The organism is Oceanicoccus sp. KOV_DT_Chl (assembly GCF_900120175.1).
In the GTDB taxonomy this organism is placed as follows: domain Bacteria; phylum Pseudomonadota; class Gammaproteobacteria; order Pseudomonadales; family Dasaniaceae; genus Oceanicoccus.
Genome location: NZ_FQLF01000002.1, coordinates 2,329,098 through 2,344,956, shown reverse-complemented (window position 1 = coordinate 2,344,956; position 15,859 = coordinate 2,329,098). Strand labels below are relative to the sequence as shown.

Annotated in this window: 20 protein-coding genes and 1 pseudogene; 12 read left to right on the top strand and 9 right to left on the bottom strand. The window is 47.6% G+C overall.

Annotated features, from left to right (window positions below):
- Positions 1–110: 110 nt before the first annotated feature.
- Positions 111–1,457, top strand: coding sequence for an MFS transporter (locus UNITIG_RS14880; protein ID WP_235015406.1), 1,347 nt, complete (start codon positions 111–113; stop codon positions 1,455–1,457).
- Positions 1,458–1,503: 46 nt separating this feature from the next.
- Here UNITIG_RS14880 and UNITIG_RS14875 read toward each other — a convergent pair.
- Positions 1,504–1,862 (bottom strand): annotated as a pseudogene (locus UNITIG_RS14875) (FKBP-type peptidyl-prolyl cis-trans isomerase).
- 431 nt (positions 1,863–2,293) lie between these two features.
- On the opposite strand from UNITIG_RS14875, the gene UNITIG_RS14870 reads away from it, so the two are divergent.
- Positions 2,294–2,500, top strand: a complete 207-nt coding sequence (locus UNITIG_RS14870) for a hypothetical protein (protein ID WP_101759092.1) — start codon at positions 2,294–2,296, stop codon at positions 2,498–2,500.
- Positions 2,501–2,767: 267 nt separating this feature from the next.
- Positions 2,768–3,211 (top strand): pyridoxamine 5'-phosphate oxidase family protein, encoded by a 444-nt coding sequence (locus UNITIG_RS14865; protein ID WP_101759091.1) that lies wholly within the window; start codon positions 2,768–2,770, stop codon positions 3,209–3,211.
- Positions 3,212–3,279: 68 nt separating this feature from the next.
- Here the strand turns inward: UNITIG_RS14865 and UNITIG_RS14860 are convergent, their stop codons facing one another.
- From UNITIG_RS14860 to UNITIG_RS14850, 3 genes are read right to left on the bottom strand one after another with little or no spacing between them, the layout of a single operon-like run.
- Positions 3,280–3,639: a YkvA family protein gene (locus UNITIG_RS14860; protein ID WP_101759090.1), complete on the bottom strand. Its 360-nt coding sequence runs from the start codon at positions 3,637–3,639 to the stop codon at positions 3,280–3,282.
- Between the two features lie 38 nt (positions 3,640–3,677).
- A complete protein-coding gene (locus UNITIG_RS14855; RefSeq protein ID WP_101759089.1) occupies positions 3,678–4,457 on the bottom strand; it encodes an Asp/Glu racemase in 780 nt (259 codons plus the stop codon).
- Positions 4,458–4,506: 49 nt separating this feature from the next.
- A complete protein-coding gene (locus tag UNITIG_RS14850; RefSeq protein ID WP_101759088.1) occupies positions 4,507–5,322 on the bottom strand; it encodes an SDR family oxidoreductase in 816 nt (271 codons plus the stop codon).
- Between the two features lie 41 nt (positions 5,323–5,363).
- Here UNITIG_RS14850 and UNITIG_RS14845 point away from each other — a divergent pair, with 41 nt between their 5' ends.
- The 6 genes from UNITIG_RS14845 (at position 5,364) to UNITIG_RS14825 (ending at position 8,830) form a co-directional block, all read left to right on the top strand.
- A complete protein-coding gene (locus UNITIG_RS14845; protein ID WP_235015405.1) occupies positions 5,364–6,122 on the top strand; it encodes a hypothetical protein in 759 nt (252 codons plus the stop codon).
- Between the two features lie 180 nt (positions 6,123–6,302).
- Positions 6,303–6,815: a hypothetical protein gene (locus UNITIG_RS14840; RefSeq protein ID WP_101759087.1), complete on the top strand. Its 513-nt coding sequence runs from the start codon at positions 6,303–6,305 to the stop codon at positions 6,813–6,815.
- On the top strand, positions 6,812–7,111 hold the full coding sequence (locus tag UNITIG_RS14835; protein WP_101759086.1) for a hypothetical protein: 300 nt from the start codon (positions 6,812–6,814) through the stop codon (positions 7,109–7,111). Before UNITIG_RS14840 ends, UNITIG_RS14835 begins: the two co-directional genes overlap by 4 nt.
- A gap of 40 nt (positions 7,112–7,151) precedes the next feature.
- Positions 7,152–7,454, top strand: coding sequence for a hypothetical protein (locus UNITIG_RS24435; RefSeq protein WP_235015404.1), 303 nt, complete (start codon positions 7,152–7,154; stop codon positions 7,452–7,454).
- Between the two features lie 43 nt (positions 7,455–7,497).
- Positions 7,498–7,992, top strand: a complete 495-nt coding sequence (locus UNITIG_RS24430) for a hypothetical protein (RefSeq protein WP_235015403.1) — start codon at positions 7,498–7,500, stop codon at positions 7,990–7,992.
- Between the two features lie 238 nt (positions 7,993–8,230).
- Complete coding sequence (locus UNITIG_RS14825) at positions 8,231–8,830, top strand: hypothetical protein (protein ID WP_101759085.1); 600 nt, start codon at positions 8,231–8,233, stop codon at positions 8,828–8,830.
- Between the two features lie 11 nt (positions 8,831–8,841).
- On the opposite strand, the gene UNITIG_RS14820 is transcribed toward UNITIG_RS14825, so the two are convergent.
- The 5 genes from UNITIG_RS14820 to pomA form a co-directional block, all read right to left on the bottom strand.
- Positions 8,842–9,102: a hypothetical protein gene (locus UNITIG_RS14820; RefSeq protein WP_101759084.1), complete on the bottom strand. Its 261-nt coding sequence runs from the start codon at positions 9,100–9,102 to the stop codon at positions 8,842–8,844.
- Between the two features lie 34 nt (positions 9,103–9,136).
- Positions 9,137–9,706: an HNH endonuclease gene (locus tag UNITIG_RS14815; protein WP_200821304.1), complete on the bottom strand. Its 570-nt coding sequence runs from the start codon at positions 9,704–9,706 to the stop codon at positions 9,137–9,139.
- Between the two features lie 186 nt (positions 9,707–9,892).
- Complete coding sequence (locus tag UNITIG_RS14810; protein ID WP_101759083.1) at positions 9,893–10,474, bottom strand: PilZ domain-containing protein; 582 nt, start codon at positions 10,472–10,474, stop codon at positions 9,893–9,895.
- 29 nt (positions 10,475–10,503) lie between these two features.
- Complete coding sequence (locus tag UNITIG_RS14805; RefSeq protein WP_101759082.1) at positions 10,504–11,523, bottom strand: flagellar motor protein MotB; 1,020 nt, start codon at positions 11,521–11,523, stop codon at positions 10,504–10,506.
- A gap of 31 nt (positions 11,524–11,554) precedes the next feature.
- Positions 11,555–12,313 carry a flagellar motor protein PomA gene (gene pomA / locus UNITIG_RS14800; protein WP_101759081.1) on the bottom strand — a complete coding sequence of 253 codons (759 nt, stop codon included), beginning with the start codon at positions 12,311–12,313 and terminating at the stop codon, positions 11,555–11,557.
- A 331-nt stretch (positions 12,314–12,644) separates the two neighbouring features.
- Between pomA and UNITIG_RS14795 the strand changes: the two genes are divergently transcribed.
- The 3 genes from UNITIG_RS14795 to dxs all read left to right on the top strand — a co-directional run bounded on the left by UNITIG_RS14795 (position 12,645) and on the right by dxs (position 15,848).
- On the top strand, positions 12,645–12,893 hold the full coding sequence (locus UNITIG_RS14795; RefSeq protein ID WP_101759080.1) for an exodeoxyribonuclease VII small subunit: 249 nt from the start codon (positions 12,645–12,647) through the stop codon (positions 12,891–12,893).
- Positions 12,890–13,822, top strand: a complete 933-nt coding sequence (locus tag UNITIG_RS14790; protein WP_101759079.1) for a polyprenyl synthetase family protein — start codon at positions 12,890–12,892, stop codon at positions 13,820–13,822. Before UNITIG_RS14795 ends, UNITIG_RS14790 begins: the two co-directional genes overlap by 4 nt.
- 115 nt (positions 13,823–13,937) lie before the next feature.
- Positions 13,938–15,848: a 1-deoxy-D-xylulose-5-phosphate synthase gene (gene dxs, locus UNITIG_RS14785; protein ID WP_101759078.1), complete on the top strand. Its 1,911-nt coding sequence runs from the start codon at positions 13,938–13,940 to the stop codon at positions 15,846–15,848.
- The last annotated feature ends 11 nt before the right edge of the window (positions 15,849–15,859 follow it).

Below are 15,859 nucleotides of genomic sequence, written 5' to 3'. Positions count from 1 at the left end.
TACAATCTGCTAATCCTGTTATCTTGTCATAGTGCTAACAGCAACTATTGTGCTGGGCGCATAGAAAAACAACGATACTCAACCCGCCCTGTAGAGAGTTAATAACACTAATGAGCACAACAAACTCCCCCACTGCACGACCGAACACCTTCCTTGGTTTCATTGATCTCAATGAAGGCGTCGGCTTTGGCAATATGGTCACTTTTTACTTTGCCTGCTTTACCGGCATTATGCTGGCGGCTTTCACGCCACAGCTGCAACCTTATATTCTCGATGAATTTTTGAAAATACCCAGCTCAGAACAGGGCATGATTACCGGTAATCTGGCTTTTTATGGTGAGATCACCATCATCCTAACCACCGGCATCTGGGGCACACTGTCAGATAAAATTGGACGACGGCCGTTGATGGCAGGCAGCTATTTAATTGTTGCCTTAAGCATGTATCTATACCCTCGCGTCACCAGCTATGACGAACTGATCGTGGCGAGAATTATTTTTAACGCCGGTATCGGCGCTTATAGCTGCATCATCATCACCCTGATGGCGGACTACGCAAGAGACAATAGCCGCGGCAAAGCATCAGGACTACTGGGAATGGGGAACGGACTGGGCGCTATGTTGAGTGTTTTTATCCTGCTTCAACTACCAGCTTTTTTTCAGGGTCAGGGTATGGACCCCATTGAGGCGGGTTATGCGACCTATAATACTGCCGCAATTATCGCCATAGTAACCGCAGTAATCATGTGGTTTGGATTGAAAAAAATTGAAGTGGTACAGGTTGCTGGCAGCAAATCTGAAAGCATGTTGTCACTCGCGAAACAAGGCCTGACTGCCGGTAAGGACCCTGGTGTCGCACTCGCTTACGGCGCCTCATTCATCGCCCGCGGCAATGTCGCCCTGGTTGGCGCTTTTTTTACGCTCTGGCTTAAAGATTACGGGATTGAAGAAAAAGCCATGTCCAGCGCCGACGCACTTGCCAAAGCCGGTATGATTTTGGGTATTGCTCAATCTATTGCTCTGCTATCAGCCCCTGTATTCGGCATCCTAACCGACCGCATTAATCGCACCACCGCACTGATTATCACGCTGGTTTGCTCGGTTATTGGTTATTGCGGCACCTACTTCGTTTCCGACCCCTTTAGTGCTGGCATGCTTGTCTGTGCCGCCTTTATCGGCATGGCGGAAGTTGGCTGCATCATTACTAGCGCGGTGTTAATTTCGCAACAGACACCGGTAAAAATACGCGGCTCAGTGATGGGATTCTTCAACTTAAGTGGCGGTGTTGGTATTTTAATTTCTGCAGTAGTGGGTGGCTGGTTATTTGACAATTGGCTAGGTCAAGGCCCGTTTGTATTTATGGGCGCAATGGCGCTGGTAGTTCTGGTATGGGCAATTTTGGTGAAGGATAAAATTGTCCCCTTAAATGAAAATGCCCAGCTATCGGCCGGGCATTAATTTAAACCAGCTTAGCTATCAACTAGTCGGTCAAACCATTAATCGACTAGTTGATAGCCAATAATTCTACTTCAAAAACCAATGTTGAGCCGGGGCCGATCTTACCGGTAGCACGGTTACCATAAGCCAATTCTGAAGGGATAACCAAGCGGGCTTTTTCACCCACTACCATTAGCTGCAACCCTTCAGTCCAGCCCTTTATCACTTGATGCAAACCAAATTCTATTGGCTCCCCCGCTGTACTGAACTATCAAACACAGTGCCATCAATTAAAGTCCCGTGATAATGCACCTTTACGACAGCGTTAGCCGCAGGATGAACCTTGCCACTACCTTCCACTAATCGTTGATACTGCAAACCGGAAGCCGTTGTCAGCACACCCTCACGCGCTTGATTATCCAACATAAAAGCTGTGCCCTTTTGCTGATTTTCTGCTGCGGCTTTACCACCGCCAGCACCCCGTAAGAGAAAAAACACCAGTGCAATTGCCACTGCCACCACAAGAATAATTTTTGTCACATCAGCTCCCATTACATAACTATTTGGATAATAGAAAATTTAAAGGCAGCGATTTTAGAGTTTTGCACCGATCAACACCATCGATAAGTACTTCAATCTGCACTCTGCCGGCAGCCGCACACCTACTGACTAGAAAAAACGCTACATTCGAACCCAAAGACTCACTCTAAATAAACTAAAAAATCAATATTATCAGCCACTTACGGAAAAACTTAACAAGCAAAAAAACGAACGTACACTTTTTAAACAACAACTGTTAAAATGATCGGCCACGGTTTAATAAACACGTTCAGCACAACCAATCAGCGGAGCTAGCCATGACCGATGCGATCAGCAGTAATAGCCCACCACCAGTCCCGGTACAAACCCTCCCCCCCCCACCCCGGGAACAAGAAGAAGTACGCGCCGAGCGACCAGAGCCAGAGCCTGAACGCGCCGAGGCCCCAAGAGAAAATGAGCGTCCTGAACCACGTCAGGCTGACCCCAATGAAAGAGTAGGCACACAAATAGATACTCAAGCCTAAATCACTAGCCGCTTATTTACTCGCGCTCAAAAATTGCCATTGGCGCTGCTAGCAACCGTAGCAGCGCAGCGCTATACCTTTAGGCCCACCAAAAACCAGAATCAACGCCCGCCTGAAGCGCAACTCACTTAACTCATAGCCATACCAGTTCAAGCTTCTTATCAGCTACACCGTACTGCCTGTAAATCAAAACAATCTCATCTAACTATTGCGACGTATATCAAAACAACACGCCCGGAACAGCATTCAAAACCTGGACAAACAACTATGAAAATTCACCCAAAAAGCCAGTGGCATCTAAGTGAGATTGAACAATTTATTCAATTGCAGCACATCCCCATTCGTTTGGCGTGCATTGACCACGACGATTTTCCTTTAGTCTGCTCCTTATGGTTTTACTATAGCGATGGCTGTTTTTGGTCGGCATCCCATAAAAATTCTCACATCATTAAAGTACTCAGTAAAAATTCAAAAGTAGCATTCGAAATTGCCACCAATGACTACCCTTATAAAGGTGTGCGCGGCAAAGCCACCATTGAGATTAGTAAAGACGAGCAAGGCGTATTGCCACGATTAATAGATCGCTACCTCGGCAACAGCAATGAGCCTTTGAGAGAGTGGCTGTTAAGCAGAATTGACGACGAATACGCGATTAAAATAGCACCAACAACTATTAATGCCTGGGATTTCTCAACAAGGATGGAAGCGTAATAATGCAGGACCATTGATTACCATGGGCTAAGGTTATGCAACACGAAAGCCCAATAGGCGCTAGTCACTTACTCCTCATTAGCGCCCATAAACCATTGCTGCATTTTCGCCTTTGCCTGCTGCCGAACCTCATCATCGATATAGGCCGCCACCGTTGCAATCGCCAACGCCAACACACCCAGATCATCGCTATAACCTAACAAGGGAGTTAAATCAGGGATAGCATCAATAGGCGAAATAAAATAGCCCAACGAAGCAATAATGGTAGCCCTTGCCCAAGCAGGCACGGCGGGTTTTTGCGCGGCATAGTAAAGTAACAAGGCCCTCTCCACTACTTCACTACCCGCAGTTTTGGCGTAGTTCGCCAGTTTTTTCCAAAAACCTTGTTCAGAATAACTGGCGGGATAATCCGGCGTGTTCTCATCCATAACTGCCCCCAATAACTTCACGTTAGGTGGGCAACAACTTAAAACTCTTCTAACAGTCGCCCTTTGCCTGTGATCTTATCGTTAATACCGCAGGCTCTCAATGCATGCCATACCGTGGCAATATTGATGGGGATTAACGGTTTCTCCAACCAGTGTTCCAAAGTCGGGAAAATATCAACGGTAGAGAGGTTGGTACCGCACTGCAAAATAGCATCAACGTCATCCCCGTCCACTTCTTTTATTGCATCCATCACTTCCTTAATCGACGTTTCAGCAATCGCTGTTGCTGACGGACGATTCAAACCTTTCACTGCTTTTACTTCATAACCAATTTCAGTGAAATACTGGCGCACATTGTCATCGCCTACCGGTGGGTACGGCGTGATAACCGAAATCTTTTTGGCGCCAAAAGCCTGCAGCGCATCGTGGCTGGCAGTAGCGCCAGTGGTTAAACCAAAACCTGCAGGCAGCTGCTCGCGCACGGCTTTTTCAAATTCTATATTACCTTCTTTGCCGCCCCAGAAAGTTTCTGCGGACATCCCCAGCATCAGGTGAGAAATTTTTGAGCTTAATACATTTTTTATTGCTGGTGGCATTTCATCACGCATTAAATCCAGAAAGCGTTCGAACACCACATTTTCACTATCACCGGTAGCCGCTTTTTCATCGGCCCAGTTTTTTAACTCAATCCAAAAACGCGATGGATGCCAAGTCACCCCGTCCAAACCGAATTTTTGTAAATCGTATTCGACTCCGGTATTCGTTGAAGGAATCAATACACCGATTTGTGCCCGACGAGCAATTTGATAATTTTCCATGCTATAAACCTGTATTAAATAAATTTGTATATAAAGAGCACTTAATCGCTTAGATACCCATTCCGGCAAATAAATCGCGCTTAACCACCAAGTTTTTCAAAAAACGACCGATCACTTTAGGCGTCGTTAACCACTCAACTTTGCCGCCGTCTTTGTTATTTGCCAAAATCCCATCAACCAGCCAAGGGGTAACCGTTTCAACTTTATCCGCCAGAATGTTGAAGGTTTTGCGCACCTTCCGCCAGTCCTCGGAATTAGTATCATATTCGCCGATCAGTAAATCCGTCAGCACCATACCGGGACTGACAGTACATATCTTTACCCCGGTATCTTTTGCGTCTTTCACCAGCGCCTTATTGAGATAATTGACCGCACGCTTGGTCGAACCATAAATAACCAAACCAGCCTGCGTCATACCCGTGCTACCAAAGCCTTCCATATTCCAGATTTGGCCCTTCCCTTGTGGACCATCACTTTGCTTGATCATGCCACGCATAGCCACTTTATTGGCAAACAATAAACCGGTGAGATTGGTGGCGACAATGCTCTCAATTTCAGCATTTTCAGCCTCCCAAAACGGGCTGCGATCCAGCGTACGCCCGGCATTATTGACCCAATGATCAACCCGACCAAATGCAGTTTCAGCACAATCCCACAGGCCCTGCAGATCCTCATAACTAGCCACATCACAGGCAATTCCAGCTACCTTTTCAGCACCAAATTCAGCACCAAGTTGCGCGATAGCCTCCTCCACTTGCTGCTGATTACGCGCGCTGACGACGACATTACATCCACGTGTTAAAAAATTCTCTGCGAGACCACGGCCAATGCCGCGCGTACTACCGGTGACAACAACGGTGATCATGATCATACTCCACAAGGATTGAATTTTAGGCTGGCAGTTAGTTGAGTTTAGCTATAGTATTCAACGAACAATATATCATTGTTATATCATTAGGCTTTGCCGTCAACCTTATTGTTACACAAAGACTAACAAGCGCACCCAAACAGCGGCCGTTAGCCTATAGTTTTAACATCAACACCTTGGACTCGATTATGAAACCCTTCCCCACCTTCCCGATAGGCTCTGTAGGCTATAACTTGATGTTGTTGCGCGGTATCTGGCATGACCATATCGAACTATACAATCTGGACGGCACCCCACTGAATACGGATAGCGATTTAGGGGCTGGCACACCTGGCCCTAGTCCGTTTGATAATCTAGCCTATATCGATTTTGATGGCTATCGGCTGAAACTGACCAACGTCCATATTCGTGGCCGTGAGCTGACGAGCAAAACTTTTGCCGGCACCATGGAAGACGGGTTATTGGTGTTTCAGGAAATGGGGCCTGGTGCTTTCCATAATATTGGCATGTCCGGCGGACCAGGCATTCTAACGTTTAACGCCTCCGAGCTTAACAAATCAACCGATGTGTATCTGGAGCCGGATTTTATTATTGTCACCGGGCCCGGGCAGCGCATCCGCCATACTGTGCTGTACCGCGACGGTAAAGCCGTAAGGACACTCACCGCTAAAGGCAGCCGCTTATCGCCTACCTGTGAACAGCGCCACCCTAGCGACCCAAGAGGCCCCAACGGCCCAGTACATGGCGATATATTTGTATCCCCTATTTGGCAACATTTGGTTGATGAAGAATCCTAGCCCGTTAGCAACATTGTCCTAATGGGCAATATTGCCCTACTTTAAGCATGGAAAAGATTGCAAGACAGTAAGCACAAACGCTAAAATAGCTTAAAAACATATCAATATAACTTTTTGTTAATATAACGATAGCAATGACGATCACACCCGCGCAACAGCTGCCGGAAGAGGAGTAAGAACATGACCGACAAAGTCCTTAAATCGATAGAAGAGATGTTCAAAGAAAGCCAGGACGTAGACAACACCGCCACCTTTGAGCAACTGTGGGCGATCACCAATGAGCTATTCGATAAAGTCAAAGCGCGCTTTGACCTGCAACAAGACGGCGCTAGCATCGGTGAATACAAAGGTCTTGATGGAGAATCAGGCGGCCTGCTAAACACTTACGCCTCCAAGGATATTGACTGGCTGGTTCACGCCTGGACCGGCAATCCAAAAGCCAGCTTCACCAATATGCACCTGACCATTACCTTAGGGCCACAGTACGACGTGCCCAACTTTGGTTTTGCCCTGGGCACCACTCCCGACCTATTCGCTTATATGGATTTTTTACCCCGCATCGATTACATCACTGATGTCGATTACGTAGAAAAATATTACAACGGCATCCCCAATAAAATGTTTTTGGACATGAAAGCTGACCCCGATTTTAAAGAATTTGTCAGTCACCATATGTATACCGCGTTTCATTGACCCCCAACGCTTTATGCTTAAGCGCAGACAACAATGAAAAAAATATTCAGCGACTACGTGAAATTTCACATCAGCGTCTGGATCTATGGCTGGACTGGGTGGATCAAGCGGTACCGGTTCCGCTAGAAAAACAGGCTGCTGTTTCTGAGCGCGACTTAATGGTTAGACGCACCGTAGCCGAAGTTGACCCCGCCAATGTGGTCGGTGAAACGTTATTTGGCAAAGCGCTTTGTGAGCGTCTGGTCACTACACTGTGGGGTGGCAACCGCCAATTACCTCGTGCGATTGATATGTAACAGCTTAATAAGAGCAAACGGATAATTAAGGTATAAAAACATGGCAGACGATAAAAAACCCAGCAACTGGCAACAAGCCATCACCGGCGAATGGCACGGCTACCCATCGCTATTTGAAGCCGACGGTACTCACGTGGGTTATAACAACGTAACCCGCGCTAGCGAATTCAAGGATGGCCGCACCACCTATTGGATGGACACCGACTTTGATGCCGTTGGTCCGCTAATGACACGCTTTGATTTAAAGACACGCTTCAACTTTGGCGTTATCGATTCCGATCAAGACCGCATCTATACCGGCCCCGATTTTATAGGTTCCGGTCGCCGTTCGGTTTATTGGTAGATTCCAATTACTTTTCCCCGGCTGGAATGTAGGTCTTCGTACCATGAACCACGTAGTGCCAGACTTAGGCATTCAAGTTTACTCTTCGCAGCTGTTTGAAGGGGATACTCTGGTCGGTGTTTTTAACGGTATCTATTGTGTCACCCAGGATCACAAAACCAATCCTGCTACTCAGAAAAAAGTCGCGGATTTTTTAGCCCAGGAAAAGAAACTAGGCCGCAAAGCCTACAATCTACCGGTTAAGAATGAAGGTAAATTTACTGGCGAATTTGAAGTCTATAATGATCAACAGGAATTAATCGGCCATAACAAGGTGACTATCCATCACAAGCCAATCAATCTGATTCATTCCGAGCAAACCATTGAAGTCGAAGGGGTGATTAACCGCAAATGGACTGCCATGCGCACCCGCACCAGCAATAGCCATCAATTTCATGGCCCGATATGTTTGGTAATGGTTTTAGCTATGGCCGCTATTTATATTCTACTCGCCACAGCTACGCCGAGTCATACAAACTGTGGTCACGTGAAGCGGTAGTAGATGATAACTACACCCAGGTCTGTACCTGGCAATTTTTGGAATCACAAAAAGAGAAGTATATGACCCACGGCACTCTAACCTGGGAAGAAGGTGATGAAATACTCGGTGCACAATACATCGAATAATCATCATTAGTAATAATCAAAGGGCCATGCGCCCCTTTTTAGTAGATCTAAAACGTTTGTGCTAACGTAAAACCCTAATAACCTAGCCCCGACACAACGGAACTCAATCTATGCGCCGCACAACTATAACCCATTTGCTTGGCTTTCTTTTTCTTCTATGCAGCCTTGGCGCCCAAGCCGACTTCCCCAGCATCAAAAGCAAAACCTTTGACGACGAGAAGTTTTTATTTCCTGACGATATTCAAGGCAAGCCGCTAAGCTTATTATTTTTAGCCATGAGCAGCGATCGCGAAAATGGCACATTACAACAACAACAATTAATTGCCTGGCACAAAGAATTGGTTGCGGCTAACGTACTTGATAACACCATAAGCGCATACCACTTTCCGGTCATGAAAAGCCCACCCTTTTTTGTCAAAGGCATTATCAGCAATGCCATGGCAGACGTTTATGAAGGCACTGTTAGCACAGACCATTCGGGAGTGTTGTTTGTTGACGACTTGCAAAGTTTTGCCGATAGCGCGTCACTACCTCTAAACGAGCTGCCCACAGTGGTGCTACTGGATGCCGAGGGCAACATTGCGGCCACCATAAAAGGGGCGGTAAGTGCAGAGTTAGTATCAGAGCTGGCCACTAGCATCAAGAAACTCAACAACACCGCAACTGAAGCTAACCCTGCGGCCAAAGAAGATGGAGACATTGCAGAATAACAAGCAGAAAATTAATTAGGATCCTGGCTTTGATCGTATTTACTTTCAGCGTAGGCTCGGGATTTTTTTTCTTCCCCTAGCTGATATTTTAAATCGGCATTTTCCTGCTCTAATAATTTTTGCGTTGACCTTGCCTGTTCTAAAGCCTCGCTAGCTTCTGTTAATTCTCGATCCAATTGTTTGATAACAATAGCATCGCGAAAAAATACTTTCCTGAACAAATAACCAATTAAAAAACCGGCAAATAGAGCAATTACAAAGGCGGGCCACATAATACGTCCTACAGTAAAGTTAATAGAATAACAGCTATGCCACCGCAGGCATCTGCCAACGACAATTCGATGAAAATTGTTTACTTAAAAAATCCGCTTGTTCCGGCAATATCCTCCGACTATTCACTAGTGCCAAATACTCTGCGGGGTTAGGCCGATAAGGTAAAGCCAGCAATTCCATCTGTGTTTCATGCAAACTGCGGTTACTCTTATATTGATTACAACGTCGACAAGCAGCCACTACATTTTCCCAGACATCCTTACCACCTTTGGAGCGGGGAATAATATGGTCGCGGGTAAGCCGCGCACCCTCAAAAAAATGCCCGCAGTATAAACACTGATAATTATCACGCTCAAACAAGGCGCGGTTACTCAGTGGCGGCTTAGCTTTAGGTCTGGCCAACTGATCACCACCACAAGCAATAATGCTGGGCAAATCCACCTGAGTTTGTTGACACAAATGGCGATTAAAGCCGCCGCGAATCCGAAAAATGGGCTCACCCAAACTCCAACATACCAAATCTCTGGAATACAAACACACCGCATCCTGCCAGTGTAACCACTCGATGGGTTGACCCGCTTTGTTTAAACGCAGTATTTGCACAAGCCCGTCTCCTGCTTTCAGCCGCTGAATCAATCGATACAGTGTTAAACAAGTTTAGAGAAGCTGATCCTTTACGGATGGATTAATCATAAACAGATGATACCAATGACTATAGACCTAGCCCACCAGTATTACTAGATGTTATCGATACTGTTATTACAAGAAGACGAATTAGGCCCAACGAATTTAACTATCATCGCGACGCTGTTTGATTTGGCCTGATTGGCGTTTAACAATATGCTGAATTAACAACTCCTGATCATTACTGTTCATTTCAAGAAACTCCAAACGCACGAAATGCGTTTTATTATCCGTTATCTCGTTTGCAGATAATACATTGCACTCAATTACTTTTGCCAATGTGACCAGTTGCAGCTTAGATGGTAATAACTGTAGATCTAATTGCAAAAACGTATTTTTCTGTAAGGCCTGCTCGTACATAAAGCCCATGCCGCAAGCACTGACACTGACCATTCGCTGGGTAAACACAACTTGATGCAGCAAGCTCGAATCCACATCCAACTGCTGAATAACAAAATTTAATTTCTTATTCATCAAGTCAATTAATTCAGCAGCCAGCGGCGACTGAATTTTACAAGCATCAACTAAAGTCTGGATTCGATTATCAAAATTTGAGGCAAAATCAAATTGCCCAGCTTGCTCACGGCGTTGACGGGAAAATACTTTAGCTTCCTGCTCGCCCAAGTGACGGCAAGCAACCCCCATAAAATCTTCAATCCGAAAAAAACGGCGTCGCTCTTCAATCATAATGTGGAATACTTATCTCAGGGATAACATTAAAAAATATCACTCTTATCGAGCTTAAAAGCCGGACCTTCATCCTCGTCTTGCAACTCCAGCGACTCAAAAAACACCGGGTCCTTTCGTTTTAATTCTTGTAATCCCTGTTTCATTGCCTGACCACCCAAGCCCTGCTGTATAACAATTTCAACGCGACGATTTTTAGACCGCCCTTCAGCGGTTTCGTTACTGGCCAGCGGTTTGGTATCGGCAAAGCCACTGACTTCGACCCGATTCGGATTGAGAATGCCGCCATCAAAAATTGCATGGGCAACTGACACTGCACGACTGGTGGACAACTCCCAATTAGAGCGAAAGCGGGAAGTGTTTATCGGAATATCATCGGTGTGCCCCTGGATAGCAATAGACCCTTCTTTCGTTGCCAGCACATCACGCATCTCTTGCAACAGCGGCAAATAATTCCCGGTCAGTTCGGCCGAACCTGAAGCGAAGGATCCGCGCTCGCGAATACGGACAATAATCTGCCGCCCCTGTGTTTCTATTTCCACTTCACCTTTGGCAATTTGTTCCTGTAAAGCCTCGGCAATTTCTCGCGCATCCTGCTGCGTTTGTTTAATCATTTCTTCGATTTTTTCAATCACGGCCTGCTCATCAACCTCTTCAGGCTTCTCAGGCGCACCACCTTCCTGACCTTCAATACCGGCCTCGATATCGTATTCTTTAGAGTCGTTCACTTCTAAAGACAATTCAGTTAAATCGTCAGTGTGCTGATAAATTTCGCTGATGGGCGTTGGCTCGGGACGGCCGGGACTAAATTCCTGAGCAATAATACTGGTACCTTTGGGAGGGTCTTTAACATCCAATTTGTTTTGCACACCAAACGCCTGCGCCATCGAACCCGCCAACCGTTTGAATTTCATTGCATCCATTTCTGAAAACGATAACAACAAAACGAAGAAACACATCAACAGCGACATTAAGTCGGCGAAGGTACCCATCCAGCCAGGGGAACCCGGGGGCGGACATTCAGGGCAATTGTTTTCGTCATCACTCATAAGCGATTACACAACCATCTCACCGACAGGCTTACTCATCGGCTTTGGCCCGCTTACTTTCCGGTAAGTAGTTACGCAACATGGAGTCAATCACCCGTGGATTTTGCCCACCTTGAATGGCCAGTAGCGCATCAATGATTAAGCTTTTACTCATCTCTTCTTCAGCGCGACGAATACTGAGCTTGTCGGAAATAGGAATCGCAACCATATTAGCCAGCATCGCACCATACAATGTCGTTAATAGTGCTACTGCCATCGCCGGGCCGATGGACTTAGGGTCATCCATATTGGATAGCATTGCTACCAAGCCGACCAGAGTCCCGATCATCCCCATCGCCGGGGCAACATCCCCTAATGCCGCAAAAATATCTGCGCCACTCGAGTGACGCTCAACCGCTTTATCTTTATCTTTCGATAACAGTGTCTTAACCACATCAGGGTCGTGGCCATCTACCAACAACTGAATACCGCCTTGCAAAAAATCACTACTTAACTCTTTACCCTCCAACGCCAGCAAACCGCCTTTACGAGCCTCATCAGCCAAACCGACAATTTCATCAATAATCTCAGCTGGATCTTCTACCTTGAACATAAAGGCTTTGGCCGCAACTTTACCCGCACCCAAAAACTGACCCAAACCAAACTTGGCCATGACCACAAAAATACTGCCGACAATAACAATAAGCACTGAAGGAATATCGACGAACATACCGACGCCGCCACTGAGCACCATCGCTGTGATGATGATGGCCATAGCGCCAATCATACCGATGAGGGTTGCTAGATCCACTACCTGACTCCTGAATGATTTACTGGCTGGAACATTTTAAATACACATTCGCAAAAACGGTATTTTCCGTTGCTTACAGTCTAGCTGCTATCAGTTGCAAGCACCTAACTTATGCGGGGTTAATAACACTTAAACAAAGTCTTTTTTGCGCAATTGCACAAGGAATAAACATCTCTATAGGATAGCGGCCTTAACTCGGCGGACTTTAGTGCCAGCTGCCGGAGAAAAGCCGCTAAATAGCCAGTAAGCATTGACCCACCCCATGCGCTCGGTTAACGTTGCCGGCATTGTAGCGCCTGTCAAAAGGGCGATAAATCCTCGGAGAATTTACATGGTCAAGGCCAAAAAAGGTGTCGACTTTGAAGAAGCGCTCGACCAGCTAGAAGAGCTGGTTGAAGATATGGAAAATGGTGACCTGTCTCTGGAAGAATCCCTGAAAGCCTTTGAGCAAGGCATTAAGTTGACCCGCGAGTGCCAATCCGCACTCACCCAGGCAGAACAAAAAGTGCAAATGCTGATCGCTGAAAACGGCAAACTCAAAACCGTCGCCCTCGATGCCGAGGAAGACCTGCAGGAATGAGTGACAGCAACGCCTTCGACCAATACCGGCAACAATCTACCCAACGTATTAATCTGGCACTGGTAAAATACACCGGCAGTTTTGACTCCCCCTACGCCACTGTCGATAGCAGCGCCTATTTAGAACGTTTACAACAAGCCATCAGCTACAGCTTACTGAACGGCGGCAAACGAGTCCGACCATTGTTAGTCTATGCCGCAGCCAATGCCGTCGGCGGTGCCTCACCAACGTTGGCCAGCAACCTGGATCGCGCCGCCTGCGCGCTGGAAATGATCCACGCCTACTCACTAATTCACGACGATTTACCCGCGATGGATGACGATGACCTGCGTCGTGGCCAACCTACCTGCCACAAGGCCTTTGATGAGGCCACCGCCATTTTAGCCGGCGATGCTTTACAGTCACGCGCCTTTGAGCTGCTGACAGAACTGGAGGATTGCGAGCCAGCAATAGCGCTGCAATTGGTCAGGCTGTTGGCCAAGGCCTCAGGACAGCAAGGCATGGTCGGCGGACAAGCCATTGATTTGAGAGCCGTTAACCAGCACATCGATATAGCTCATTTGGAAACCATTCACCGCCTGAAAACCGGCGCATTGATACGTGCCGCCATAGCGATGGGAGCTACGCTGGCTGCAGCTGACAGCCAACAACTGACCGCTCTGGACCGCTATGGCGAGGCCATCGGCCTATCCTTTCAGGTACAGGACGATATTCTCGATATCGAGAGTGATACCGATACCCTTGGCAAAACCCAAGGTGCCGATATTGCCCTCAATAAACCTACCTACCCGGCACTACTAGGGCTTCAACAGGCGAAAGCATTGGCACAGGACCTACACCAACAAGCCCTCGACGCCCTGCAGGCCTTTGGCAGTGGGGCTGACCCTTTGCGCGCACTGTCCCAATACATCATTAATCGCAGTCATTAACAGCGGCAATCGGCATCGACAAAAGCAAGTAAATAACAATACTTTACGTTACAATTCCGCCATTGCCCGTTAGCCCTTCTGCGAGCAGACCAAATCGGACCCTGTAAAAGACCCTATGTTCAACGAAATACCGCGCTCACGTCCCAACACGCCACTGCTCGATAACATCGACGAAACGGCACAGCTGCGGGAACTCGATGAACAGCAACTGCCGCAACTGGTCAATGAGCTGCGCGAATTCCTGCTCTATACCGTCGGCCAGACCGGTGGCCACTTTGGCGCGGGCTTAGGTGTCGTTGAGCTCACCGTGGCTTTGCATTACGTTTATAACACCCCTGAAGATCGACTGGTGTGGGATGTTGGCCATCAAGGCTACCCGCACAAAATCCTGACCGGCCGACGCGAACAAATGCACAGCATGCGCCAGCAAGATGGTTTATCGGCATTCCCCAAACGCGGTGAAAGCGACTACGATACCTTTGGTGTCGGCCACTCCAGTACCAGCATCAGCGCAGCACTGGGCATGGCGATTGCCGCCAAGCACCAGCAGCTTGATCGAAAAACTGTAGCGGTGATCGGGGATGGCGCGATGACCGCCGGCATGGCTTTTGAAGCCCTCAATCACGCGTCCCATGTCGATAGCGATATGCTGGTGATTCTGAATGATAACCAAATGTCGATCTCACGGAACACCGGCGGCCTCAATACTTACTTCTCTAAAATCTGGGCGAGTAAAACTTACACCGGCCTGCGTCAGGGCAGTAAAAAAGTGCTCTCGAAGATTCCACCAGCCTGGGACTTTGCCCGCCGCGTTGAAGAGCACATGAAAGGCATGGTAGCCCCCGGGACTTTATTCGAAGAACTGGGCTTTAATTACATCGGCCCTATTGATGGTCATGACCTGCCCACATTAATTAACACCATCCGCAATATGCGGGACCTGCCTGGTTCACAATTGCTGCATATCATCACCCAGAAAGGCAAAGGTTTTGGTCCCGCCGAACTCGACCCGGTGGGCTATCATGCCATCAATAAAATTGAAGTCAGCCCTGCGCTAAGCCCCTCCAAGATCAAAGGACCAAAGTATCAACAAGTTTTTGGCGACTGGCTTTGTGATATGGCCGAGGCTGATGACAAGCTAATAGGGATCACTCCAGCAATGGGAGAAGGCTCTGGCATGATTGAATTTGCCGAACGTTTTGCCGATCGCTATCACGATGTTGCGATTGCCGAACAGCATGCTGTCACACTGGCCGCAGGCATGGCTTGCGATGGTTTGAAACCGGTAGTGGCGATTTATTCTACCTTTTTACAACGGGCCTACGATCAACTGATACACGATGTCGCGCTGCAAAATCTGAATGTATTATTTGCCATTGACCGCGCCGGACTGGTGGGCGAAGACGGCCCTACCCACGCCGGCAGTTTTGATCTTTGCTATCTACGTTGCGTTCCTAACATGTTAGTTATGGCACCCTCTGATGAAAACGAAACCCGACAACTGCTGTATACCGGGTTCCAGCATCACGGCCCGGCAGCAGTGCGCTACCCCAGAGGCACGGGACCGAATGTAACCATTGAAAAACCGATGACTGCGCTAGCCATTGGCAAAGGTATTATCCGGCGCAAAGGCGCTAATGTCGCTATTCTCAATTTCGGCACGCTGTTGGATGGCGCCCTTGCTGCAGCCAATCAGCTTAACGCTAGCGTGGCAGATATGCGTTTTGTTAAGCCACTGGACCATGCGCTGATCGAGAAACTGGCAAGCAGCCACACACTGCTGGTCACACTGGAAGAGAATGTCGTCGCTGGCGGCGCTGGGGCTGGGGTCAGTGAATATCTCAATGCGCAGGGTATTAGTGTACCGATCATGCACTTGGGCTTACCGGATCAATACATTGAACACGGTAGCCATCAGCAGCAATTAGCGTTTTGTGAATTGGATGCCGAAGGAATTAAGCGTGCGATCGAACAGCGCCTACAGCACTTATCACCGCTTAAAGCTACTGCCGAGATTGTTCGTTAGATTGTAAAATT

Bases quoted from the DNA above. Each gene is read 5' to 3' on its own strand.
- UNITIG_RS14805 (WP_101759082.1), bottom strand. From the start codon at position 11,523: ATGAGTGATGACGAAAACAATTGCCCTGAATGTCCGCCCCCGGGTTCC.
- UNITIG_RS14820 (WP_101759084.1), bottom strand. From the start codon at position 9,102: ATGTGGCCCGCCTTTGTAATTGCTCTATTTGCCGGTTTTTTAATTGGT.
- UNITIG_RS24435 (WP_235015404.1), top strand. From the start codon at position 7,152: ATGGCAGACGATAAAAAACCCAGCAACTGGCAACAAGCCATCACCGGC.
- UNITIG_RS14795 (WP_101759080.1), top strand. From the start codon at position 12,645: ATGGTCAAGGCCAAAAAAGGTGTCGACTTTGAAGAAGCGCTCGACCAG.
- UNITIG_RS14880 (WP_235015406.1), top strand. From the start codon at position 111: ATGAGCACAACAAACTCCCCCACTGCACGACCGAACACCTTCCTTGGT.
- UNITIG_RS14870 (WP_101759092.1), top strand. From the start codon at position 2,294: ATGACCGATGCGATCAGCAGTAATAGCCCACCACCAGTCCCGGTACAA.
- UNITIG_RS14860 (WP_101759090.1), bottom strand. From the start codon at position 3,639: ATGGATGAGAACACGCCGGATTATCCCGCCAGTTATTCTGAACAAGGT.
- UNITIG_RS14855 (WP_101759089.1), bottom strand. From the start codon at position 4,457: ATGGAAAATTATCAAATTGCTCGTCGGGCACAAATCGGTGTATTGATT.
- UNITIG_RS24430 (WP_235015403.1), top strand. From the start codon at position 7,498: ATGAACCACGTAGTGCCAGACTTAGGCATTCAAGTTTACTCTTCGCAG.
- UNITIG_RS14825 (WP_101759085.1), top strand. From the start codon at position 8,231: ATGCGCCGCACAACTATAACCCATTTGCTTGGCTTTCTTTTTCTTCTA.
- dxs (WP_101759078.1), top strand. From the start codon at position 13,938: ATGTTCAACGAAATACCGCGCTCACGTCCCAACACGCCACTGCTCGAT.
- UNITIG_RS14840 (WP_101759087.1), top strand. From the start codon at position 6,303: ATGACCGACAAAGTCCTTAAATCGATAGAAGAGATGTTCAAAGAAAGC.
- UNITIG_RS14790 (WP_101759079.1), top strand. From the start codon at position 12,890: ATGAGTGACAGCAACGCCTTCGACCAATACCGGCAACAATCTACCCAA.
- UNITIG_RS14850 (WP_101759088.1), bottom strand. From the start codon at position 5,322: ATGATCACCGTTGTTGTCACCGGTAGTACGCGCGGCATTGGCCGTGGT.
- UNITIG_RS14865 (WP_101759091.1), top strand. From the start codon at position 2,768: ATGAAAATTCACCCAAAAAGCCAGTGGCATCTAAGTGAGATTGAACAA.
- UNITIG_RS14810 (WP_101759083.1), bottom strand. From the start codon at position 10,474: ATGATTGAAGAGCGACGCCGTTTTTTTCGGATTGAAGATTTTATGGGG.